Source organism: Caviibacter abscessus (genome assembly GCF_001517835.1).
Taxonomy (GTDB): Bacteria; Fusobacteriota; Fusobacteriia; order Fusobacteriales; family Leptotrichiaceae; genus Caviibacter; species Caviibacter abscessus.
In genome coordinates, this window is sequence record NZ_LOQG01000032.1 from 1 (window position 1) to 25,152 (window position 25,152).

Genomic DNA, 25,152 nt, shown 5'->3' on the forward strand with positions numbered 1-25,152 from the left:
AAAGAAGAGGAAAGATCTTTTTACCTAACTATTTATTTCTAATTGTCCAAAAAAAGAGTTTGGTAGTAATAGCTACAGGGATACACCCGGAAACATTTCGAACCCGGCAGTTAAGCCTGTATACGCCTAAGATACTGTGTTAACGGGAAAATCGGTAACTGCCAAACTCATTTTTTTTATTTGTTAATTTTAGCTAATAGTTGTATAATACGTGAGAAATATTTGATACTAAAAATATGATACGGAGGAAAAAGTATGAGAAAACTTGGAATTATAGCATTATCTTTATCTGCGTTAAATGTTTTTGCTTGGGAAGTACAAATTAAGAGTGGTTATGATTTTTATAGAGGTAGAAGTAAGGATATAAAAATATCAGCCAACTCAACACATAATTTGAGTGAACCAGGATTTACTTTAGGCCTCGAATTTATACCATTTAATAAAAGTTTTATAGAGGTTGGATTTGGTACGGAATATAACTTTGGTACAACACATCCCTTATATACCAAAACACAAAATACACATCAAAATGATTCAGGATATACAATACCTATATATACTTTAATTAAAGGAAATCTTTTAAGAAATGATACAAATACACAAGCTTTATACACATTTGGTAGAATAGGTTACGCTTTTTCAGCTGATAAAGCAGAAAAATCATATCCTAAAAATAGTGGATTTTACTTTGGTGCAGGACTAGGTTTTGAAATCAAATACTTTGTGTTTGAAGGATTATATGAAGCAATATATCATTATAGTGCTATTAATGGTTCTTCTATTCATAATATAGACCACAAAACAGGAATAAGAACAGGAATTAGATTTGGAGATTTTTCTAAGAAAAAGCCTGTGATTGTTAAGCCAATAATTCCTGTTAAATCAAGTGTTAAAACTGAAGAACCAAATCATGAACCAAAAATATATAAAACTCATGGTAAATTAATAAATGCTTCATGTGATGAAGCTACAAAGAAATGTATAATACACGGTTTTGCAGCTGACGGTGGAGCAATAAGTGCAGAAGAACAGGAAGATATAAAAGAAATAGCTACATTAATAAATGATTTTATAGGAAAAGGTTATGTTGAAATAGTAGGGCATACAGATTCAAAAGGGTCAGATGCATATAATATAAATTTATCATTTAAAAGGGCACAGAATATAGCAAAATTATTACAAGAATCAGGGCTTACTAATGATATAAAAATATCAATTATAAGTGGTAGAGGAGAAAGTGAACCAATAGCTACTAATGATACAGAAGAAGGAAGATATTTAAATAGAAGAGTAGAAATAAAGTTCAGTGATGTAGAACTTGTAAAAATGGAATAGAAAAATAAAAAAGTATATAAAGGGCAAGAAATATTCTTGCTTTTTTATTTGCAAATGTTAGAAAATGGGGTATAATTAGTAAAAATACATTGATTATATCTAATTGAAAAAACATTGATTATTGGAGGAGTTGAAATGAAAAAACTGGCAATTATAGCGTTATCTTTAGCTACATTAAACGCTTTTGCTTGGGAAGTACAGATTAAGGGTGGGTATGATTTTTATAGAGGAAGAAGTAAAGATATAAAAGTTGCAGGTTCAAAATTAACATCAACACATAATTTAAGTGAATCAGGATTTACTTTAGGTGTTGAAGTTATACCGTTTAATAAAGGTGTTTTTGAATTTGGATTAGGAACTGAATATAACTTTGCTACAGTACATCCTTTATATACTAAAACACAAAATACACACCAAAATGGAGGATATACTATACCTTTATATGCTCTATTTAAAGGGAATATTTTAAGAGATAATACAAATACAAAAGCTTTATACGCCTTAGGAAGATTAGGTTATTCTTTTTCAGCAGATAAAGCAGAAAAATCATATCCTAAAAATAGTGGACTGTATTTTGGAGCAGGATTAGGATTTGAAATCAAATACTTTGTGTTTGAAGGATTATATGATGCAGTTTATCATTATAGTCAAACAAACGGTAGTGCTACAGTAGCACAAATGTCAACATCACCTTCTTCAAATACTCATAATATAGACCACAAAGCAGGAATAAGAACAGGATTTAGATTTGGAGATTTTTCTAAGAAAAAACCAGTAGTTAAACCTATTATACCGGTTGAACCTATTGTTGTTAAGCCTGAACCAATGCCAGAGCCAAAACCTGAACCTGAACCTAAACCTGAGCCAAAAGTATACAAAACTTATGGTAAATTAATAAATGCATCCTGTGATGAAGCTACAAAAGAATGTATTATACATGGTTTTGCAGTTGATGGTGGAGTACCAAGTGCTGAAGAACAACAAAATATAGGAGAAATAGCAGCATTAATAAATGATTTTGCTGGAACAGGATATGCTGAAATAATAGGGCATACAGATTCAAAAGGCTCAGATGCGTATAATGATAAATTATCATTATCAAGAGCACAAAATGTAGCAAAATTATTACAAGAATCAGGACTTACTGATGGTATAAAAATATCAAGCATAATTGGTAGAGGAGAAAGAGAGCCTATGGCTACTAATGCTACACCAGAAGGAAGATATTTAAATAGAAGAGTAGTAATTAAATTTAGCGATTTAATACTAGAAAAAACAATAGTTAAATAAATAATTAAAAATTAATCAGGGCAAGATTATTCTTGCTCTTTATTTTTTATTTTGAATAAGGTATAATACATATGTAATTAAGGAGGGAAGATGAAAAAAATAATATTATTTATATCATCTATATTATTAACTTTAATATCATTTTCTTGGGAAGTACAAATAAAAGGTGGATATGACATTTATAGATATGGAACTATATCAGGTGGAACTAAAGGGCAATTTGACAATGGTTTTATATTAAATGTTGAATATATTCCTTTTAATAGAGGTGTATTTGAAATTGGAATAGGTGGAGAGTATAACTTTGGGAATGCAACGTGGTATTATAAAACATTGAATGATAAAAAAGGTTATTCATCACCTATATATTTGTTAGGGAAAATAAATTATGTAAGAACGTATAATAATAAAATGGCTGTATATTCTTTCACAAGACTTGGATATGTTGTTGCAAGTGACGATGTAGAGAGTAATAGTTATGATGGAGGCTTATACTATGGTGTAGGCTTAGGATTTGAAATAGATAATTTTGTTATGGAAGGTCTTTATGACGGAAAATATAGCAAAAAAAGTAAGACTCATAAACTTGGACTTAGAACAGGGTTAAGATTTGGAACTTATGAAAAATGTCTTCCTAATATTGAGGTTAATAGTATGGAATATTTCATAAATTACGTACCGCCTAAACAAGAAATAATAAGCTATTAAAATAGAAATAATTGGTGATTAATTACTTAATTACCAATTTTTATTTACCATTAAAGTATTTAAAAAAACTATATTTTATGGTATTATATTATGAATAATAATGTATTTTAAAAGGTGGAACTATGAAAAAAAGTAACACAAAAAGTGAAAATAGAATAAAGAAAAGTGAAACAAATTTATTTATAAGAAAAATAAAGGGAATAGGTATAATAGCAACAGCTGTTGCTATAATTTTAGTTGGAATTTTAAAGACAAACTTGGAAATTAATAAAGGTATATTAAATACAGCACTTTTGTTTATATTCAATATACTTCATTTAATTTTTGGAGATATAATGATTTATGCCTTTTCGTTTTGGCTTATAATATATGGGAAGACAGTTTTTACAGGAGAAAAATTTAAAATAAAAAGAATAATATATTTTGTATCTTTATTCATATTAACATCACTATACATTACAATGAATACATTACCTACTATAGAAGGTAGTAATATAATAAATGCAGGACAGAAAATTTTAAAATTTGGTTTTGAACATAATGGAGCAGGTTTATTTGGTTCGATTTTAACTATACCGCTATATTCATTAGTAGGAAATAGTGTATTTAGTTATATAAATCTATTTTTAATAATTTCTTTATTATTTATTTATTTTAAAGCAAGAGTAATTGTAATATATTCAATGTTTAAAACAACAATGAATTACTATAATAGTGAAGAATATAAGCAAAAAATGAAAATACTTAAAGCAAAAAGAGAAATAGAATTACAAGAAGAGAAAAAAATAGAAAAATTAAAAGAAGAAGAATTTAAAAATGTATTTATAACTCTTGCAAAAGATAAGCTTGATAAAGAAATAGCAAAAAAGCCTAAAACTTCAATTTTTAATAAAAGTGAATATTATGATGATGAAGAGTTGGAGAAAAAGCAAAAGCAATGGTTGGAATATTATGAAAAGCAAAAAACTGAAACTATAGAAACAAATGAAACTACAAAAGATATAAATATTGAAAATAAAGAAAAGAGTATAGAGATTTTCCCTAAACCTTCTATAGAAAAGGAACAGGAACAAATTGATGATTATTTAGTTGAGCCACAAAATACAGAAGATAAATTTGAAAAAATAGAAGAGCAAAAAACCTTTGAAATTGAAGACAGAAAAGCATTGCAACAATCAATAGATGAAGTGTTTGTGTATAAAAAAATGGACGAATCAAAGAAAAGTGTCATGATAAAACAAATAAAGGAAAATATTTCAAAACTTGAGCAAGTATTAAAAGATTATGGTGTTGATGCAAGAGTTGTAGATTATGTAACTGGACCTACAATTACAAGATATGAAATAAAAATACCGGCAGGAGTTAGAGTAAATAAAGTAACTCAATTGTCAGATGAAATATCAATGTATCTGTCTGCAAAAAGTATAAGATTTGAAGCTCCTATACCTGGAAAAGATACAATTGGTATAGAAACTCCGAATGAAACAAAAGAACCTGTTTATTTTGCAAATTTATTACATAGTAAAGAACTTGAAAATGGTGATTTAAGTGTAATTTTAGGTAAGGATATAATAGGAAAAGAAAGAATAATAGATATAGCAAAAATGCCGCATTTATTAATTGCAGGTCAAACAGGCTCAGGTAAGAGTGTTGCGATAAATACAATACTTTCTACGTTAATATCTAAAAAAACGGAAGAAGAAGTTAAGTTTATACTTGTAGATCCAAAAATGGTGGAATTGATGCCGTATAATGGAATACCACATCTTTTAGTTCCAGTAATTATTGATCCTACACAAGCTGCAATAGCTTTAAAATGGGCTGTTACAGAAATGGAAGAAAGATACAAAAAACTTGCTAATTTAGGTGTTAGAAATATTAAGTCATATAATGAGTATATGAAAACTGATAAAATGCCATATATAGTAATAATTATTGATGAATTGGCAGATCTTATGATGGTATCTGCAAATAGCGTAGAAATTTCAATTGCACGTATTGCACAAAAAGCAAGAGCTGTTGGAATACACCTTATAGTTGCAACGCAAAGACCTTCAACAGATGTAATAACGGGTATGATTAAAGCTAACTTACCAAGTAGAATATCTTTTGCACTAAGAACACAAATTGATTCAAGAACAATACTTGATCAAGCAGGAGCTGAAAAACTTCTTGGACAAGGAGATATGTTACTTCTTGAAAATGGAAAATCAAAACTTGATAGAATACAAGGTGCATATATTTCTGATGAAGAAATAACAAATTTAACAATGGTACTTAAAAAGAATAGACCGGCAAAATATAATATGGAAATATTAGAACCGCCACAAGAAGATATGAATAATCTTGATCCATATTATGAAAAGGCTGTAAATTTAGTAAGACAATGTGATGATAGAATTTCGATATCAATGTTACAAAGGGAATTACAAATAGGATTTAATAGAGCGTCAAGAATATGTAAAGATTTAAAGGATAATGGAATAATAGATGATAATAATCAGATTATAAATGATTAGAAGGGAATTTTAATGAAACTAGGAACTTATTTATCAAATTTAAAGAAAAAAATAATTAAACCTCGTATAGTAAGAGAGGTTGGAATTGATTTAGGTACTGCTAATACAGTTGTATATGTAAGAGGAGAAGGTATAGTTATAGATGAACCTACATACATAGCTAAAAATAATATAACAGAAGCAGTTGAGGATATTGGAGTATTAGCTAAAGCTAAAATGGGAAGAACACCAACACATATTGATGTAATAAGACCATTAAAAAATGGAGTAATATCAAATTATGAAGTTACAGAACAAATGCTTACTGAATTTTTGAAAAGAGTAAATAAAGAAAAAGGAAGTACTTCAAAAGTAATAATATGTGTTCCAAGTGGAGTTACACAAGTTGAAAAAAGAGCAGTTGTTAATGCTGTAAAAGATGCTGGTGTTAATGAAGTTTACTTAGTTGAAGAACCAATAGCTGCTGCAATAGGTTCTGGAATAGATTTATTTGAAGCTAAAGGACATTTAATTGTTGATATAGGTGGAGGGACAACTGAAATTGCTTTCATAGTTTCAGGAGGGTCATCACTTTCAAAATCAATTAAAGTTGCAGGCGATCATATGAATGAGGATATTATTGAATTTATTCGTGATAGATATAGTCTTTTAATTGGCGAAAAAACAGCAGAAGCATTAAAAATAGCTGCAACATCTGTTAAAGATAACAAAGCTTCATATGAAATAAGAGGTAGAGAACTTATATCAGGTCTTCCAAAAAATGTAGCAATAACAGGAGAAGTAGTTGAAAAAGCTATATTAAGAAACGTTAAAAAGATTATAGACAGTGTTAAACTAACACTTGAAGATATAGCTCCTGAAATATCAGCAGATATTTATGAAACTGGGATATACTTATCAGGTGGAGGAGCAAATATTAGAATATTAAAAGAATTAATGGAAAAAGAATTTAAATTAAAAGTAACAATAACTAAAGAACCTATTTATGCAGTTATAAATGGAATTTCAAAAATATATGAAGATTTTGATAAATATTCAAATGTAATTGTAGCCCCTAATATGGAGTAGTATTATGAGTGATATACTTAAAGAAATTGAAGCTATAATATTTTTATCAGGAAAAAAGGTAAACATAGAAGAATTAGCTAATTTTTATGAAATCACAAAAGAAATATTACTTGAACATTTAAAAGAATTACAAATTTTAATGGAAAATACTGGAATAAATTTAGTTATAAAAGAAAATACTGTTTATATGAGTTCAAATCCGCTTCTTGGTGAAATGGTAAGCAAATATTTTAATCCTGAAATTAGAATAAAAAAACTTTCAAAATCAAGTATGGAAACACTTACAATAATTGCATACAAAGGACCTATAACTAAGGGAGAAATAGAAGAAATAAAAGGTGTTGGTGTAGATAACAGTATATCAACTTTACTTGAAAAAAAATTAATACATTCAGTAGGAAGAAAAAAAGCACTAGGTAGTCCTAAATTGTATGAAGTAACAAATGAATTTTATGGTTATTTAGGGTTTGAAGATAAAGAAGAGCTTTATTCACTTGATAAAGCACAATGGTTAAGATCGCTTGACTATACAGGAGAAGAAAATAATAATGAGGATTAATAAATTTATAGCCTTATCAGGATTTTGCTCAAGAAGAGCAGCTGATAAGTTAATTGAAGAAAAAAGAGTATGGATAAATAACAAACCTGCACAAATAGGTGATGAAGTGAGTGATACTGATATAGTAAAACTTGATGGTGAAAGAATAAGATTAAAAAATAATCAATATGAGTACTATATATTAAATAAGCCTAAAAGGGTTATTTGTTCAAACAAAGACAAATTTGGAAGAGTTACAGCAGTTTCTCTTATTAAATCAAATAAAAGACTTTTTACATATGGTAGACTAGATTATTTAACGCAAGGATTAATAATAATAAGTAATGACGGTGATTTATATAATCACAGCATGCACCCTAGCCAAAAATTATATAAAAGTTATATTGCAACAATAGATAAAGATATAACAGAAGAACATTTAGAAGCAATGAAACATGGTGTAGTTATTGACGGATATAAAACGGCACCTGCAAAAGTAAAAAGACTTGGTAAAAATGAAGTACGTGTTGCCATATTTGAAGGTAAAAATAGACAAGTAAGAAAAATGTTTGAGGTTTTGGGTTATACTGTTAAAACTTTAAAAAGAGTAAAAATCGGAGAATTAGTTTTAGGCACTTTAGAAGTTGGAAAGTATAGAGCTTTAACTCCAGAAGAAATTAAATATTTAAAGAGTCTATAATTATGATTTATTTAGTTGATTTTGATATAACAGTAACAAAACAAGATACGTTAGAAACCATTATGAGAGAATATAATCCGGAAGCTATAAGTATAATTAAGCAAAAGTACAGAAATGGTGAAATTTCAATGTATGATTACATAGAATCTGCACTTTTATCACTTAATATTACAAAAGAGCAGTATATAAAGTGTTTAGTAGATAATGTAGATATTGATGAAACTTTTATTGATTTTTTTAATTCACATAATGTAAAAATAGTTAGTTTTGGAACAAAATTAAATATAGTCTCTGTTCTTAAAAAATACGGAATAAACATCTCAAAGGAAGATGTATACGCTAACGATATAGAAATAAAAGATAAAAAAGTAAATATAATAAATAAATTGGAAAATAAAAAAGACATAGTAAAAGAAATGCAAAAGTATGATGAAGTTACTTTTATTGGAGATGGTCCATCTGATTATGATGCAATGAAAGTAGCGGATTTTGTTTTTGCAAGAAGTGAAACTAGAGCTGTAAAATATTTGAGGGAAAATAAAATTGATTTTAAAGAATTTAATAACTTCAATGAAATTGGAAAGGACTAAAAATGTTTGATAGAGAAGAAGTAATCAAAATTGCAAAGTTATCTAAACTTGAGTTTGATGAAAAAGAGCTATTAGATTTTCAAAGTACATTAAATAGTATTTTTGATTATATGGAAACTCTTAATGAAGTTGATGTTGAAGGTGTAGAACCGTTATATAACGTTTTAGATATACAAGATAGAACAAGAGAAGATGTTGTATTTAATGCAACAAAAAAAGAAGATTTTTTTAAAAATGCAAACCAAAAAGATGAAAACTTTATTATAGTACCAAAGATAGTAGCAAGTGAATAATGAAAGGGTAAGATATTAAAATGAAAATATTTGAATATACAGCGACAGAGCTTAGTGAAAAAATAAAAGCAAAAGAAATAAGTGCAAAAGAGCTTGTATTATCACTATTGGATAGAATAGAAAAAGTTGATGATAAAATAGGTGCATATGTTAGTTTAAATAAAGAAAATGCAATAGAAAATGCGTGTAAACTAGATAATATAGAGGATAAAAAAGGTCTTTTATTCGGTGTGCCGGTAGCCCTTAAAGATAATATTGTATCTTATGGTGATAAAACAAGTGCATCCTCAAAAATGTTAGATTCATATATTGGAACTTACGATGCAACAGTTGTGAAAAAAATGAGAGCTGCGAATATAATACCAATGGGGAAAGCAAATATGGATGAATTTGCAATGGGCTCATCAAATGAGACTTCATATGTAAAAACAGTTTCAAATCCCTTTGATTTTGAAAGAATACCTGGAGGTTCAAGCGGAGGTTCAGCTGCTATGCTTGCAGCTAATGAAGCTTTTATAGCACTTGGTTCAGATACTGGGGGAAGTGTTAGACAGCCAGCTGCTTTATGTGGAGTTGTTGGACTTAAACCTACTTATGGTAGAGTATCAAGATATGGTCTTATGGCGTTTGGTTCATCTCTTGACCAAATAGGTGTGCTTGCAAGAAATAGTAAAGATATAGCAGCACTTCTTGAAGTTATAGCCGGATATGATGAAATGGATGCAACTACTGCAAATATACCTGTTCCGCAATATACAAAACTGCTTGATAAAGATATTAAAGATTTAACTATAGGTCTTCCTAAAGAATATTTCACAAAAGATTTAGATCCTAAAATAAAAAAGAATATAGAAGAAGCAATAGAAAATTTAAAAAATGTAGGTGTTAAATTTAAAGAAATAAGTTTACCACATACAAAATATGCTGTTGCTACATATTACATAATATCTTCTGCGGAAGCAGCTTCTAATTTATCAAGATATGATGGAGTTAGATATGGATATAGAGGTTCTAATGAAAGCGTTGAAGATATGTATGTAAAAACAAGAACACAAGGATTTGGTTCTGAGGTTAAAAGAAGAATAATGGTAGGAAACTATGTACTTTGTTCAGGATTTTATGATGCGTATTATAAAAAAGCTTCACAAGTTAGAAGACTTATAAAACAAGATTTTGAAGAAGCTTTAAAAGAAGTAGACCTTATTTTAACTCCGACATCGCCAGTATTAGCATTTAAAAAAGGAGAAAAAATAAAAGATCCAGTGACTATGTACTTATCAGATATATATACTGTATCTATAAATTTAGCAGGACTTCCTGCAATATCAGTTCCTTCAGGTTTAGTTGATGGTTTACCTGTTGGAATGCAATTAATATCAAATTATTTTAGAGAAGATTTATTATTAAATGTATCAAATGTTTATGAAAATATAAGAGGAAAAATTCAATATCCACAAATATAGTATAAGAAAGGCTTAAAATAAAATGAATTACGAAACAGTTATAGGTCTTGAAGTTCATATTCAATTAAAGACAAAATCAAAAATATGGTGCAGTTCATCAGCAAATTATGATGATGAAAAACCTAATACTTGTATAAGTCCAACTTGTATAGGAGAGCCTGGAGCACTTCCAAAATTAAATGATGAAGTATTAAACTATGCAATTAAAGCAGCATTAGCGTTAAATTGTAATATAAATAAAATTAGTTATTTTGATAGAAAAAACTATTTTTATCCTGATTCACCAAAAAATTATCAAATAACACAATTTTTTAAACCATATGCACAAGATGGAAGACTTGAAATAACACTTCCTAATGGAAATAAGTCGTTTGTTGAAATTGAAAGAATACAAATAGAAGAAGATACCGCAAAAAGTATACATATTTCAAAAGAAAGTTTACTTAACTTTAACAGAGCATCTATGCCTTTACTTGAAATAATAACAAAACCTGTTATAAAAAATGCAAATGAAGCATATGCTTATCTTACAACTTTAAAAGAAAGAATAAAGTATACAAAAATAAGTGATGTAAGTATGGAGTTAGGATCATTAAGATGTGATGCCAATGTTTCAGTTAGAAAAAAAGGTGATACAAAGCTTGGAACCAGAACGGAAACAAAAAATCTTAATTCTTTCAAAGCTGTAGTTAAAGCTATAGAATATGAAACAAGCAGACAAATTGATTTACTTGAAAAAGGAAAAAAAGTAGTTCAAGAAACAAGATTATGGGATGAAGAAAATGGTATTACAAGAACAATGAGATCAAAAGAAGAAGCCATGGATTATAGATATTTCCCTGAACCTGATTTACCGGCAGTTGTAATATCTGAAGAAAGACTTAATAAAATGAAGGCTGATATGCCTGAATTTGCTGATGAAAAAATGCAAAGATTTATTAGTGAATACGGTATAGCTATGCTTGAAGCAAAACCGTTGGTAAGTGATTTATTTCTTGCAGATTATTTTGAAAAGATAGTAAAACTTACAAATTCGCCAAAACACGCATGTAGTTGGGTACTAACAGAAGTTTTAAGGGTACTTAAGGAACAAAATATAACTATTGAGAATTTTAGTATCAGTGCAGAGAGATTATCGCAACTAATAAAATTAATTGATGATGAAGTAATAAGTTCAAAAATAGCAAAAGAAGTATTTGCTAAAATGTTGAATACTTGTGAAAATCCAAAAGATATAGTTGAAAAAGAGGGTCTTGTTCAAGTAACGGATACAAAATATATAGAAGAACTAGTAGATAAGGTATTACATGATAATCCACAATCAGTTGAAGATTTAAAAGCAGGTAAGGATAGAGCAATAAAACATTTAATGGGTCAAGCTATGAAACTTTCAAAAGGAAAAGCAAATCCAAAACTTGTGACTGATTTAATATTAAGCAAATGTAAATAATGGAGAAAAAATGACTAATATTATTATATACTTAATTATTTTTTTCGTTTTGAGTACTTGCATTTATTTGGTAATATATCGTAGTTATGTAGCAGCATATTTATTTCTTGTATTTGCATTTTTTGTAATTGCAATAGGTAAATTGGTATATCTACAAGCTTTTACAGGTATTGATGCAAGAGAAAATTTGGATAAAAAACGTCATGGTATAGAAAATATACAAGCAAAAAGAGGTGCTATTATAACAAGTGATAATCATAAATTATCATTTGATATTGATAAATACAAAATTATAATAGACCCTACTAACATACCTGAAGTAAAATTAGAAGATGTAATAACTATTATATCTCAGACAATTTCACTTGACAGACAGGAATTAAAAAATAAAATAAATGAAAAAAGAGAAAAAAAGAAAAAGTACTTAGATTTAGAAATTGAAATTACATATGAAAAAGAAAAAGAACTTAAAGAAAACTTGAAAAAATTAAAAATAAAAGAAAATTGGATATTTTTTAATCAATTTTCTCAAAGATATGTAATAGAAGATAATGCTTTTGAATCTATACTTGGATTTTTAAATAAGGAAAATCAACCTGTTTATGGTCTAGAAAAAGTATATGATGAACACTTAAGAGGAAAGCCTGGTAAAGCAAGAATATATAGAGCGGCACTTGGTTCTTTGAAAAATTATACTTTGCAATCACTTACAGATTATGAGATATTAGAACCGGCACAAGAAGGGCATAGTATAAAATTAACTATAGATAGTGTAATTCAATATGAACTTGATACGGTTTTAAAAGATACGTTTAATAAATTCCAAGCAGAATCTGTGATGGGTGTAGTTATTGAAACGCAAACAGGAAAAGTTATAGCTATGGATTCTTTCCCTAAAGCAAGTAATAAAAGTGAAATAAAAAATAGAGTAATAACTGACTTATTTGAGCCAGGTTCGATATTTAAACCTATAACTATTTCAGCTGCTATGGAAGAAAAACTTATTAATAAAAACACTGTTATATCTTCTGACGGTAATATTAGAGTAAAAAATAGAATAATTCATGATCACGATAAAACTACTGTTGGAAGTCTTACAGTTGAACAAATAGTAGCAAATTCAGGAAACGTTGCCTTAGTTAAAATAGGGCAAATGATGGAAACAGATAAATTCTATGAATATTTAAAGGCATTTGGCTTAGGTCAAAAAACTAAAATAGACACAGCTTATGAAGCAAATGGTAAATTATTTTCTTTAAAAGATTTTAGTGAAGTAAGAAAATCCAACGTTTCTTTTGGTCAAGGTATATCAATGACGCAGTTACAAATGATAATGGCATTAAATGCAACTATAAATGGCGGTAAATTATTAAAACCATATATAGTTGATAAAGCTATAGATTCTAATAATAACGTTGTATTTGAAAATAAGCCGGAAGTATTACATAATGTTATAAGTGAATCAACATCAAACCAAATGAAAGAAATGCTTGAAAAAGTTGTTACCTCAGGTACCGGTAGACAAGCAGCAATAGAAGGATATAGAATAGGTGGTAAAACAGGAACGGCACAAAAAGCAGGAGCAAGAGGATATGAAAAAGGAAAATACTTTTCATCATTTTTTGCGTTTATTCCGGCAGATAAGCCTAAATATTCTATACTTATTACAGTAAATGAGCCAAAAGGTGCTTATTATGGTGCAGCAGTTGCACTACCGCCTGTAAAAGTACTTCTTGAAAGACTTATAAAATACAAAGGTTTATTACCAACATTGCCTATAGAACAGCCTGAAACACCTATACAAGATTCTATAAATAACATAAAAAAAGTACCGAAAGATTTAGAATATATTAAACATCAATTTGAAATAGGGTATATGCCTGATGTTACGGGACTTAGTATAAAATCAATTATAAAGGTTTTCCCTTATTCTAAGTTTCCAAATTTAAAATTTACAGGTGTAGGTATAGTTCAAAGTCAAAATATACCTGCGGGTACATTACTTAACAAAGATACACAAATAATACTTGAATGTAGATAAATAATACGACTGACCTTTTGTAGGTCAGTTTTTAAATTACTTAATATTTATTATACTTTGATTGTAAGAAAGTCAAAAATAATGTATAATAAAAGTAAAAAAGGAAAATAAATATATGAGTAAAAAAGTAGTTTTGGGTATGTCCGGAGGTGTTGATTCTTCAGTTGCCGCAGCCCTATTACTTGAGCAAGGTTATGATGTAATCGGTGTTTTTATGAAAAATTGGGAAGAAAAAGATGAAAATGGCGTATGTACATCTGAAACTGATTATAACGATGTTATTGCAGTGGCACAAAAATTAGGAATACCATATTACTCTGTTAATTTTACAAAAGAATATTGGGATAGAGTATTTACATATTTTTTAGAAGAATATAAACGTGGAAGAACTCCAAATCCTGATGTTATGTGTAATAAGGAAATAAAATTTAAAGCATTTTTAGATTATGCAATAAAACTTGGAGCAGACTATGTTGCAACAGGCCATTATGCTAAGGTTATTCATAGCGATAAAGGTTCAATACTTCTTCGTGGTGTAGATTCTAATAAAGATCAATCATATTTTTTATCAGAATTAAGTAGTGAACAACTTGAAAAAGTAATGTTTCCTTTAGGAGATTACACGAAACCTGAAATAAGAGAATTAGCAAAAAAATATGATTTAGCGACGGCAAATAAAAAAGATAGCACGGGTATTTGTTTTATTGGAGAAAGAAATTTTAATGAATTTTTAAGTAAATATCTACCGGCAAAACCAGGTAATATTGTAAATAAGAATGGGAAAATTTTAGGTAAACATAACGGTCTTATGTATTATACAATAGGACAAAGAAAAGGAATAGGTATAGGTAATACAAAAGAGGGAACTGGTGATCCTTGGTTTGTAGCTGATAAAAATATAGATACAAATGAGCTTATAGTTTCACAAGGAGATACTGCTATTTTGTATTCAAACGGGCTTATAACAAATGATTTTAATTTAATTAATAAAGAAATTGTAAGTTTTCCATTAAGATGTACAGTTAAATTCAGATATAGACAAGAAGATGTAAGTGCAACAGCAACTAAGGAAGAGAATGGTAAAGTAAAATTTGTTTTTGACAAACCACAAAGAGCTGTTACAAAAGGTCAAATTGTTGTAGGTTATCTAGGAAATATATGTATTGGTGGAGGAGCAATTGATGGGATTTTTTGATTTTTTTAAAAGCAATAAAAAAGAAGAACAAATTGATAAAGAAGAGTATTTAGAAATAATAAATGAAGATGGAGAGCCACAAAAAGTAAAAAAGAATGATTGGCTTCAAGATTTTTATAAATTGGTTGAAAAGAATTTAAGTAATCCTGATGAATTGTACAATTTAATATTATTAGCATTTGATTATGGTATTTATACTGAAACTATGGATGCTTGTATGCAATTATACATGGTAGATGAAAATACTCAAAGAAAAACAAATATACTTTGTAGTTATTATAGCCATAACGGGTTATATAAAGAAGCAATAGAGTTATATGAAACATATATTGAAAATGGCAATAAAATGACCGATAACATGTACTATAACTTAGCTATGTTACAAGAAAAAATAGGTAATATGGAAGAAATGGAAAAAAATCTATTTTTTGCATTAAAAGAAAAACAAAATTTTAAAAAAGCTATAAATAAATATATAGAGCATATGAAAAATGTAAAACCTCAAGATTATTATTTATATATTGAAGAATTAGCATCAAATGGTAATTCATGGTATTTAAAAAAAGAGGTTGCTAAAATATTGTATAGTATTAACCAAAATGAAAAAGCTACTAATTATTTAATTCAAGCTCTTTTGGTCACCAATAGAGAAGATATTATTTTAGAAATAGCAAATATTTTAATGTCAAATGACAGAAATATTGAATATGATAATTATGTATTACCTAAATACGATTTAAGAAATGCGAGTATGAGCTTTCACTTATCTGTACTTAATTTTTATCTTAAAGATAAACAATATGAAAATGGATTTAAGCTACTTTTGGAATTATTTAATAATGATATCTATGATGAAAGCTTTTCTGAATATGAATTAAAATACATATTGCTTAAATTTGAAAAAGAACAAAAAGAAAAACATAGTGCGTATATAAATAATAAAAAAGTTGGTAATGATAAAATAAAATTACTGTATAATTCAATAGATAACTTAATATTTGAAACTGAAAAAATAGAAAAAGAGGGTTCACAAATATTAATATTACCTTTTATTTTGGGTAAAAGTAGTAAAAATGTACCTGAAGGAGTTAAAGTTTTTGCTAAAACAATATCATCATATATATTTGAATCAATGTATATAAGTAGTAATGGGAATATAAAAAGCCTTTTAGTTTATGATGATTTGGGAATAGTACAGTACACACAAGATTATCCTATAAAATATTTTGAGGCAATAAAAAGTAAAAATCCTGATTTAGATTATATTGTATCTGGAGTTATACATGATATTAAAGAAGATGGAACTTTTATTTTAAGTGTATATAAGTATGACTTAAATGAAAAGACAAAAACAAATATTTATGACACAAATGTTAATTGTGAGACTACCCATAGAGTACTTGATAAGCTTATAAATCTATGTATGAAAGAAAGTTTTGCCATTAATATGCCTGAAATTTCAATAACACAAGAAAATGTTTTATCATATTACAATATAATAATAGATTTGGTGCTAAATATAAATAAGGATAATGCTAATAAATTATTTCAGACGAAAAAGGTTATTGACTATTTAATATCTGAAATAGAACAAAAAAATCAAGTAACTGTAAACATAAATTTACTTTTATTAGTTTTATACATACAAAAATCAAACTTTCCACAATTAAAGATGAAATATAATAATAAAATTTACAATATACTTATAGAAAATAATTGTAATAGTGAAATTATGAAAAAATTTGAAATGATATATGGGGAATGAGATGAAAAAAATAAATAAAAAACTTACTTGTTTGATGCTTATAATTTTAATGATTATAAAATACTTATTACATACAACTTCTATTCCTAATATAATGATGACAACATTTGGATTATTGGTAACATTTTTTCATTATCATATTTTTAAACATTTAATAGCAGATGTAAATGTAAAATGGAGAAAATTTATTTTAAGTTCGGTAATAATAACTAATTTATTTACCACAGTTATAAATGCTTCAGCATATTTTAATGATTTAGTTTTATTTTCTTTTACATTTATGACTATGGTTATCTTAGCAAAATTAGTATTTACAATTTCTTGTTTAATGTTAGTTAATGAATGCTTTGAAAAAGATAATAAAAAGTACTTACCTGTATCAATAGGTTTTTTGTTCCTGTCATTACTTAGTTTTGTTGAAATACTATTAAATATTGAAGCTATAGTTGAATTAGTCATATTATTTTACTATTTATATATATCAAAACAAGGAAAAGAAAATGACAAAACTGACAATATACAAAAATAGAATAAAGCATAATTTAGAGATAATTAACAGTTTATCTAAAAACAATATATATATACTAAAAGATAATGCATATGGAATGGGCATAGAAAATATAGCCAAGGTTATAAGCAAGCTTGGATTTAAATATTATGGGGTTTCAACAGTTGATGAAGCTTTAAAAATAAGAAAAAATGTAAAAGATGCAAGAATTTTAATACTTTCAGTTATAGAACCTAAGGATTTAAAAAAAGCAAAAGAATACGACTTGGAAATTAGTTTAAGTAGTGTAGAAATTTTAAAAGAATATTTAAAATTTACAAATATTAATTTGTTTAATATACCTGTTCATATAAAAATTAATACAGGTTTAAATAGGCTGGGGTTTAATATTGATGAACTTAATGTTTTAAATAATTTTAATTTAAATATTAAGTCTATATATTCTCATCTTGCAGATGTAAATAATAAAGATAGAACAAAAAAGCAAATTGAAAATTTTGAAAAAGCAATAAGTAAAACTAAAATAAAAAAAGCACATTTACTTGCTACACCAGGACTTTTTAAATTTAAAGATAAATATTTATATGATTATTGTAGAGTCGGGATGTCAATTTACGGATTAAATGAGGATATGGGATTAGTTAATGCTTTTGCTTTAATGACAAAAATAATAGCTGTAAGAAATATAAAAAAAGGTGAATATATACTTTACTCTAGTGATTATATAGCAAAAAAGGACATGACTGTTGCAATAATTCCTGTTGGTTATAGTCATGGAAATATTTTTTATAATCACGTTATGATAAATAATAAAAGAGCAAAAATATTAGCTAAACCTTGTATGGATATGTCTGTAATTGATATAAGCGGTATTAAAGTAAATCTTTTTGATGATGTATATATAATAGGAAATGGTATAACAGTAAACATGATTGCAAAAAAATATAAAACAATACCTGATGAAATTGTTACAAGTATATCAACTGATATAGAGAGAGTAGTGAAATAAAAGGAGAGACAAAACAATAATGAAAAAATATTTGATTTTATTTTTAATGTTACTAAACATTGTTTCGTGCAATAAAAAAGAGAAACAGGAAAAGCCAGTTTTAAAAACAGAAGTAGTACAAATTGAAAATAAAGAAGAAAAGCAAGAAGAAAAAAAAGAAGAGAAAATAGAAGAAAAGCAAAAGGAAGATAAAAATAAAAAAGTTGTATATTTAACATTTGATGATGGACCTACAAAAACTACAACTTTAGAGGTTTTAAGAATTTTAAAAGAAAATGATATAAAAGCAACTTTTTTTGTAATAGGGCAAAATCCAGAAATATATAAACAGATAGTTGAACAAGGTCATAAATTAGAAATACATACTTATACACATAAGTATAAAGAAGTTTATGCTTCAGTAGATAGTTATTTTGCAGATTTATATAGACTTAGAGACTTAATAAAAGAAACAACAGGGCTAGATCCTAAAATAGTTAGAATGCCTGGAGGTTCAAGTACAACAAGAGCTTCAAGAGAGTTAAAAAAACAAATTTTAAGAAGATTAAAAAAAGAAGGTTTCATTTTCCAAGATTGGAACTGTGATAGTAAAGATGCAAGTGGAAAGTTATTTTCACCTGAAGAAGAGGCAGAAAATAGTTTTTGTAATTTTAAAAAGGTTAATTTATTAATGCATGATACTAAAAAATCAACAGTTTTGGCATTACAACACATAATAGATAAATATAAAGAACATGGATATACTTTTGAAGTATTAACAGAAAATAGTCCAAAATTTCAACATATGAGAGAACCTAAAGACTAAGAAAGAGAGAAGTATAATAATGATTAAAGATGATATAATACATCTTCTTGATAATATTATTGAAAAAAATAAATTTAGTAATATAGAAATTAATTATTATTTTAATATAAAAAATTATACGAAAGCAGAAAAAGCTTTTATTAAAAATGTATTAAGTGAAACAATGAAAAACTTAATATACATTGATTATATAATAGATTTTTTTGCTAAAAATGTAAGTAAAAGAAAAATAAGACAATTACTTAGAATATCAGTAGCACAAATTTTATTTATGGATTCTGATAACAAAGGTGTTGTTTACGAGGCTGTTGAAATTGCTAAACTTGTAAATATACATCAAGGAAAATTTGTTAATTCAGTTTTAAAAAATGTGATAAATAATATAGATAAAGTAAATGAAAGTATAGCGGAAAATAATAAATTATCTATAATGCTTTCATATCCAAAATGGATAGTTGAAAAAATTAAAATAGATTGGTCTGATGATTATGAGGAAATACTTAAATCATTTAAACAAAAATCATATTTATCTGTTAGAATAAATAGAAAAAAAATAAATAGAGAACAATTTTTAGATAGAATAAAAGATATTGATACTAAAATTTTATTTGAAGTTGAAGATGTATTTTATGTGTCTAATTCAAAAATAATGGAAGCAAAAATTTTTAATGATGATGAAATATTTTTCCAAGATGCATCTTCATATATAGTAGCAAAGAATATGGATATAAAAGATAGTGCTAGAGTACTCGATGCTTGTTGTGCACCAGGTGGTAAAACACTTGCAATGCTTTCTTTATATAATCCCAAAAAAATTATTTGTACCGATATATATGATCATAAAATAGATTTATTAAAATCTTTAAAAGAAAAATATAATTATGAAAATATGGAAGTTATAAAAAACGATGCTTCACATGAAGGTTCATTTTATGAAAAATATTTTGATAAAATATTACTTGATGTACCTTGTTCAGGTCTTGGAGTATTAAGAAAAAAGCCTGAAAAAGTTTATAGTTTACAATTAAGTGATATAAAAGCATTAAAAAAATTGCAAAAGAAAATATTTGAAACCAATTTAACTTATCTTAAAGATGATGGGGAATTGATTTATAGTACTTGTACTATAACTAAAAATGAAAATACAAATAATGTTAAATACTTTTTAGAAAAATACAATAATTTAAAAGTATTGCCACTTGAAATTCCTGAAAATGTACAATATGAAACAGATGAATTTGGTGGTGTATATATAAGTCATAAAAATAAGTATCTTGATGGCTTTTATATAATAAAATTTAAAAAAATAAAGGATATGTAATGAAAATTATACTGGATAATAGCACGATAAAAATATTTGAAATATTAAAACAATATGGTAGGGCATATATTGTTGGCGGTTTTGTAAGAGATAAATATCTTAATGTGACTACAAACGATATAGATTTTGTTGCAAACATTGAATTAAATGTACTTGTAAATATTTTGCGTGAATATAATCCGGTAATATTAAACAATAAATATCAAATAATACATTTTAAGCATGATGGAAAAAAGTATGAAATTGCAAGGTTAAGAGAAGATATAGGTATTTTAGACGGAAGAAATCCTGAGTATATAAAGTTTGTGGATGATATTGAAATTGATGCAATAAGACGTGATTTTACAATAAACTCAATATATTATGACGGAAATAATACGCATGATTTTTTGAATGGTAAAGATGATATTAAAGACGGTATAATAAAAGTAATAGGAAATGCTGAAAAAAGATTAAAAGAAGATAAAATTAGAATACTTCGTGCATTTAGATTTATGGCGAAATATGATTTTAAAATGGATAAAAATCTTGAAGAGGCTATTAGTAAATTATCAAAAGATAAAAGGTTGTTTATAAAATTTTCAAAAGATAGACTTAATTTAGAACTTACAAAAATAATATCGTCACAATTTTCATATAAAGCAATTAAAAAAATGTATGAACTTAATATATTGAAATTTTTTATACCTGAAATTGATGTCAATTTTGATAAACATTTGTTTAATAAGATATATAAAATTTTAGAAAAACATAAATACATAAATAAAGAATTATATTATGCAACTTTATTTGCACATATAGGAAGAAATAAATTTAATCAAAATCAACGTTTAATAAGAAGTTTAAAAGGGTATGAAAGCTACAGTATCTCATATTTTGAAAAATTTAGTAAAAAGGTATATTTTACACAAACAGAGATAGATAACATAAAAAATTTAATATATTATCATACAATAATCTTTAAAAATCCCTCTCTTATGATGTTAAAAAGAATGACAAGAGATTTAAAAACCAATAAAAATATATGTAAACTTTTAAACTATATTAAATCAATGTATGAATTAAACAATGAAGATAAAGAATATATAAGTAGTTTAGTTAATAAAATTTTAAATAATATTCAAAGCCTATATTTAAAAGATGAAGTGATATTTTTCAGTGATTTGGAAATAGGTAATGTTGATTTATATAATCTTGGAATAGATAAGAATTTATTTAATAAAATAAAGGAAAAAATATATTCAGAAGTTGTAAATGGAAAAATTCCTAACTCAAAAGATGATATTATAAGGTATATTTATAAAATACTTAAGATAAAAAAAGAATTAATTATTGAAAAATGTGCAGGAGCAGTAGTTTATAGAAAAACAGATAAAGGTTTTGAATTTTTAATAGCTCGTGGTTTAAATGGTGGAAACTGGGGATTTCCTAAAGGTCATATTGAAGAAAATGAATATGAATATGCGACTGCAATTAGAGAAGTTAAAGAAGAAACAAATATAGATATAGATATACTTTATCAAAGTAAATTTAGACATACAATTAAATATGCTATAAATGAAAATACGTTAAAAGAAGTTGTTTTATTTATAGGACATTCAAAAACACAAGATATAAAAGTTGATGAACAGGAAATAGGAATTGCGTTGTGGTTAGACTATAAAAATGTACTTAATACGCTAACTTATTCACATCAAAGAACAATATTAAAACAAGCTATGGTTTGTATATATTAAGGTGGTAAAATGAGAGATAAAATATTTTTAGGATTGGTCCATTATCCGGTATATAATAAAAATAATGAAGTTGTGGCAACATCTGTTACAAATTTTGATATTCATGATATATCAAGAAGTTGTAGAACGTATGATATTAATAAATATTATATAATAACACCTGTAAAATCGCAGATAGAACTTACTAATAGAATAATAGGATATTGGCAAGAAGGAGACGGTATAGCTCATAACAAAGATAGAAATGAAGCGTTTGAAAATACTAAAATAAGCGAAAGTATTGATTTGGCTATGGAAGATATAGAAAAAATTACAGGTCAAAAACCTAAAATAATAACAACATCTGCTAGAATATTTAGTAATAGCATAAGTTATAAAGAAATGTCAGAAAAAATAAAAGAAATGGATAGTCCAATTTTATTGTTATTTGGAACTGGTTTTGGACTTACAGATGAAATAATGGATATGTCATATAAGATATTAGAGCCTATAAGAGCAAATACTAAATATAATCATTTATCTGTAAGATCAGCTGTAAGTATAATATTAGATAGACTTTTAGGAGAGGAGTAAAGTAATGGTAGGAATAGTTATAGTATGTCATAGTAATAAAATGGTTGAAAATTTTATAGAATTTTTAGATATGTTTAAAGCAAATGATTTTAATATTTTAAATGGAGCAGACAGTTCAAAAGATTTTGGAACATCAGTACCATATTTAGTTGATGCAATAAAAAAAGCAGATTCAGGTCAAGGAGTTCTTGTATTTGTAGATTTAGGAAGTTCAATAGACTATGCATTAAATGCTAAAAAAATGTTAAAAGGTGAAATAGATGTTGAAATTGCTGATTGTCCTGTTGTTGAAGGTTGTATATCAGCAGTAGCTGCAAATGATGTAGATATTGATTTACAAACTTTAAAAGAGATAGCACAAGACAGTATTAATTTTAAGAAGGTAAAAAATGAGTAATTTTAATTTGGCATTAAAATTAAAAAGTGATAATTTAACTTTTTTTGAAATATTTAGTTTAACGTATATTGCTATTTTTAATAATATTATTTTAATAGCACCTATTGTTTTACTTTATTTGATATTTGTAAAATATGATGTGTCAAATTATGACATGTATTTAACTATAATTTATATTTTCACAATTGAAGTATTAGATTATGCTATATTTAAAAGAAGACAAAAAAAATTTATCTCATTTATGGTTGCATATGTAATAATGGGATTTATGATGATTTTATTTAAAGTTTTTATTGTATTTTTTATTTATTTTGTTTATGCAATTTTAATAAGAGGAGTAAATATTAAGCAAGCAGCAATAGTTTTAAAAAGAATGCTTAGTTTAAATTTTGTTACAATATTTTTTACTAATATTGTCCATATTATTATAATAGCAATATTATCAGGATTTATTACAACATTTGTTATATCAAATATGAACGACGTTAATATAACTCAAGAATTTTTACAAAATTTTGTAATAAAAAATACTGCTTACTATAATCTAGCAGTTCATTTAGTTTTAGCAATCAATTCATATGTGTTATATAACTACTTTGAAAGAAAAAATATCATAAAGGGAGAATAATGGAAGATACATATTTAATCGGAACTATAAAGGGAACGCATCATTTAGCCGGAACAGTTAAAGTTTCAACAATGTACGATTTTATAGATGATATAATAGGTGAAAAACTTATACTTGAAAAAAATGAAGATATAAAATTAGTAACATTAAAAGATGTAAAAGGTATTGTTAAAGGTAGAGCTTTGCTTGACTTTGAACAAGTACAAAACATAGAAGAAGCAAAAAAATTAATAGGATATAAAATATATGTTAGAAAAGATTTAATACCTGATTATGAACAAGTTCAAGATAGTGTTATAGGATATAGTGTATACAATAAGGGAACATATATTGGAGAAGTAATTGATATTATGGAGACAGCAGCCCATGATATACTTGAAGTAAGTGGAGAAAGAGAAATTTTAATTCCATTTATAGATGTCTTTATAACAAAAATAGATGATGATAAAAGAGAAATTTATACAGATTTAATTGAAGGTATGTAATATGAAAATAAGAGTATTAACGCTATTTCCGGAGTTGTTTTCAATGTATCTTGATCAAACAATATTAAAAAGAGCAAATATTGAGTTTGAAATAGAAAATATAAGAGATTATTCAAAAGACAAACATAAAAGTGTAGATGATAGTCCATATGGTGGCGGAGCAGGAATGGTTTTAAAACCGGAACCTTTTTGGGCATATTTTGTAGGTCTTAGAAGAAAAAAAATAAAAAAACCATTTACAATATTTGTGACACCACAAGGGGAAAAAGCAACTCAACAAAAAATAATAGATATATCGCAGTATGATGATATTTGTATAATATCAGGAAGATATGAAGGTTTAGATCAAAGGGTTATTGATAAATTTGTTGATTTAGAATTATCAACAAGTGATTTTGTATTAAGTAGTGGAGATTTACCGGCTTTATCTATAATTGATGGTATTATAAGAATGAAAGAAGGGGTAATAAAAGAAGAGTCTTATACTACTGATTCTTTCTACAATGGTATTTTAGGTTATCCTCAATATACAAAACCTGAAATTATAGATAAAATGTCTGTACCTGATGTTCTTCTTAGCGGTCATCATAAAAATATAGAAAAATATAGAATGAATAAAAGCATAGAAAAGACAATAATAAATAGACCTGATTTATATTCTCAAAAAATAAATGACAAAAAGTTTAAAAAACAGGTTTTGGATATGTTTGAAAACAAAAAGTAAATGTGTTAAAA

At 26.4% G+C, this 25,152-nt stretch carries 24 protein-coding genes and 1 rRNA gene; all 25 read left to right on the top strand.

Going from position 1 to position 25,152, the window contains the following annotated elements:
* The first annotated feature begins 58 nt into the window (after nucleotides 1-58).
* The 25 genes from rrf to trmD all read left to right on the top strand — a co-directional run bounded on the left by rrf (nucleotide 59) and on the right by trmD (nucleotide 25,141).
* Nucleotides 59-167: ribosomal RNA gene (gene rrf / locus AWT63_RS04175) — 5S ribosomal RNA — on the top strand.
* 88 nt (nucleotides 168-255) lie between these two features.
* Nucleotides 256-1,335, top strand: a complete 1,080-nt coding sequence (locus tag AWT63_RS04180) for an OmpA family protein (protein ID WP_068268565.1) — start codon at nucleotides 256-258, stop codon at nucleotides 1,333-1,335.
* A 135-nt stretch (nucleotides 1,336-1,470) separates the two neighbouring features.
* A complete protein-coding gene (locus tag AWT63_RS04185; RefSeq protein WP_068268566.1) occupies nucleotides 1,471-2,625 on the top strand; it encodes an OmpA family protein in 1,155 nt (384 codons plus the stop codon).
* Between the two features lie 90 nt (nucleotides 2,626-2,715).
* Nucleotides 2,716-3,333, top strand: a complete 618-nt coding sequence (locus AWT63_RS04190; RefSeq protein WP_068268567.1) for a hypothetical protein — start codon at nucleotides 2,716-2,718, stop codon at nucleotides 3,331-3,333.
* A gap of 122 nt (nucleotides 3,334-3,455) precedes the next feature.
* The gene (locus AWT63_RS04195) at nucleotides 3,456-5,852 is read left to right on the top strand and encodes a DNA translocase FtsK (protein WP_082680448.1); all 2,397 of its coding nucleotides are present in this window, start codon (nucleotides 3,456-3,458) and stop codon (nucleotides 5,850-5,852) included.
* A gap of 12 nt (nucleotides 5,853-5,864) precedes the next feature.
* Nucleotides 5,865-6,920 carry a rod shape-determining protein gene (gene mreB, locus AWT63_RS04200; protein ID WP_068268568.1) on the top strand — a complete coding sequence of 352 codons (1,056 nt, stop codon included), beginning with the start codon at nucleotides 5,865-5,867 and terminating at the stop codon, nucleotides 6,918-6,920.
* Nucleotides 6,921-6,924: 4 nt separating this feature from the next.
* Complete coding sequence (scpB, locus tag AWT63_RS04205; protein ID WP_082680449.1) at nucleotides 6,925-7,479, top strand: SMC-Scp complex subunit ScpB; 555 nt, start codon at nucleotides 6,925-6,927, stop codon at nucleotides 7,477-7,479.
* Nucleotides 7,469-8,158 carry a pseudouridine synthase gene (locus AWT63_RS04210; protein WP_068268569.1) on the top strand — a complete coding sequence of 230 codons (690 nt, stop codon included), beginning with the start codon at nucleotides 7,469-7,471 and terminating at the stop codon, nucleotides 8,156-8,158. The genes scpB and AWT63_RS04210 overlap by 11 nt, the downstream gene beginning before the upstream one ends.
* Before the next feature lie 2 nt (nucleotides 8,159-8,160).
* Complete coding sequence (locus AWT63_RS04215) at nucleotides 8,161-8,748, top strand: HAD-IB family phosphatase (RefSeq protein ID WP_068268570.1); 588 nt, start codon at nucleotides 8,161-8,163, stop codon at nucleotides 8,746-8,748.
* A gap of 2 nt (nucleotides 8,749-8,750) precedes the next feature.
* Nucleotides 8,751-9,041, top strand: a complete 291-nt coding sequence (gene gatC, locus AWT63_RS04220) for an Asp-tRNA(Asn)/Glu-tRNA(Gln) amidotransferase subunit GatC (protein ID WP_068268571.1) — start codon at nucleotides 8,751-8,753, stop codon at nucleotides 9,039-9,041.
* Between the two features lie 20 nt (nucleotides 9,042-9,061).
* A complete protein-coding gene (gene gatA, locus AWT63_RS04225; protein ID WP_068268572.1) occupies nucleotides 9,062-10,504 on the top strand; it encodes an Asp-tRNA(Asn)/Glu-tRNA(Gln) amidotransferase subunit GatA in 1,443 nt (480 codons plus the stop codon).
* Between the two features lie 22 nt (nucleotides 10,505-10,526).
* Nucleotides 10,527-11,954 carry an Asp-tRNA(Asn)/Glu-tRNA(Gln) amidotransferase subunit GatB gene (gene gatB, locus AWT63_RS04230; RefSeq protein WP_068268573.1) on the top strand — a complete coding sequence of 476 codons (1,428 nt, stop codon included), beginning with the start codon at nucleotides 10,527-10,529 and terminating at the stop codon, nucleotides 11,952-11,954.
* 10 nt (nucleotides 11,955-11,964) lie between these two features.
* Nucleotides 11,965-13,995: a penicillin-binding transpeptidase domain-containing protein gene (locus AWT63_RS04235; RefSeq protein WP_068268574.1), complete on the top strand. Its 2,031-nt coding sequence runs from the start codon at nucleotides 11,965-11,967 to the stop codon at nucleotides 13,993-13,995.
* A gap of 115 nt (nucleotides 13,996-14,110) precedes the next feature.
* Nucleotides 14,111-15,190 carry a tRNA 2-thiouridine(34) synthase MnmA gene (gene mnmA, locus AWT63_RS04240; protein ID WP_068268575.1) on the top strand — a complete coding sequence of 360 codons (1,080 nt, stop codon included), beginning with the start codon at nucleotides 14,111-14,113 and terminating at the stop codon, nucleotides 15,188-15,190.
* A complete protein-coding gene (locus AWT63_RS04245) occupies nucleotides 15,177-16,955 on the top strand; it encodes a tetratricopeptide repeat protein (protein WP_068268576.1) in 1,779 nt (592 codons plus the stop codon). The genes mnmA and AWT63_RS04245 overlap by 14 nt, the downstream gene beginning before the upstream one ends.
* A gap of 1 nt (nucleotide 16,956) precedes the next feature.
* On the top strand, nucleotides 16,957-17,484 hold the full coding sequence (locus AWT63_RS04250) for a hypothetical protein (protein ID WP_068268577.1): 528 nt from the start codon (nucleotides 16,957-16,959) through the stop codon (nucleotides 17,482-17,484).
* Nucleotides 17,456-18,472 (top strand): alanine racemase, encoded by a 1,017-nt coding sequence (gene alr / locus AWT63_RS04255; protein ID WP_068268578.1) that lies wholly within the window; start codon nucleotides 17,456-17,458, stop codon nucleotides 18,470-18,472. Before AWT63_RS04250 ends, alr begins: the two co-directional genes overlap by 29 nt.
* A gap of 19 nt (nucleotides 18,473-18,491) precedes the next feature.
* Nucleotides 18,492-19,277: a polysaccharide deacetylase family protein gene (locus AWT63_RS04260; protein WP_068268579.1), complete on the top strand. Its 786-nt coding sequence runs from the start codon at nucleotides 18,492-18,494 to the stop codon at nucleotides 19,275-19,277.
* Nucleotides 19,278-19,296: 19 nt separating this feature from the next.
* On the top strand, nucleotides 19,297-20,598 hold the full coding sequence (gene rsmB / locus AWT63_RS04265) for a 16S rRNA (cytosine(967)-C(5))-methyltransferase RsmB (protein WP_068268580.1): 1,302 nt from the start codon (nucleotides 19,297-19,299) through the stop codon (nucleotides 20,596-20,598).
* Nucleotides 20,598-22,334 (top strand): NUDIX domain-containing protein, encoded by a 1,737-nt coding sequence (locus AWT63_RS04270; protein ID WP_068268581.1) that lies wholly within the window; start codon nucleotides 20,598-20,600, stop codon nucleotides 22,332-22,334. Before rsmB ends, AWT63_RS04270 begins: the two co-directional genes overlap by 1 nt.
* Before the next feature lie 9 nt (nucleotides 22,335-22,343).
* Nucleotides 22,344-22,907 carry an RNA methyltransferase gene (locus AWT63_RS04275; protein ID WP_068268582.1) on the top strand — a complete coding sequence of 188 codons (564 nt, stop codon included), beginning with the start codon at nucleotides 22,344-22,346 and terminating at the stop codon, nucleotides 22,905-22,907.
* A 4-nt stretch (nucleotides 22,908-22,911) separates the two neighbouring features.
* A complete protein-coding gene (locus tag AWT63_RS04280; protein WP_068268583.1) occupies nucleotides 22,912-23,304 on the top strand; it encodes a PTS-dependent dihydroxyacetone kinase phosphotransferase subunit DhaM in 393 nt (130 codons plus the stop codon).
* Nucleotides 23,297-23,932 carry a hypothetical protein gene (locus AWT63_RS04285; protein ID WP_068268584.1) on the top strand — a complete coding sequence of 212 codons (636 nt, stop codon included), beginning with the start codon at nucleotides 23,297-23,299 and terminating at the stop codon, nucleotides 23,930-23,932. The genes AWT63_RS04280 and AWT63_RS04285 overlap by 8 nt, the downstream gene beginning before the upstream one ends.
* Nucleotides 23,932-24,417 carry a ribosome maturation factor RimM gene (rimM, locus tag AWT63_RS04290; RefSeq protein ID WP_068268585.1) on the top strand — a complete coding sequence of 162 codons (486 nt, stop codon included), beginning with the start codon at nucleotides 23,932-23,934 and terminating at the stop codon, nucleotides 24,415-24,417. The genes AWT63_RS04285 and rimM overlap by 1 nt, the downstream gene beginning before the upstream one ends.
* A 1-nt stretch (nucleotide 24,418) precedes the next feature.
* A complete protein-coding gene (gene trmD, locus AWT63_RS04295) occupies nucleotides 24,419-25,141 on the top strand; it encodes a tRNA (guanosine(37)-N1)-methyltransferase TrmD (RefSeq protein WP_068268586.1) in 723 nt (240 codons plus the stop codon).
* Nucleotides 25,142-25,152 lie beyond the last annotated feature (11 nt).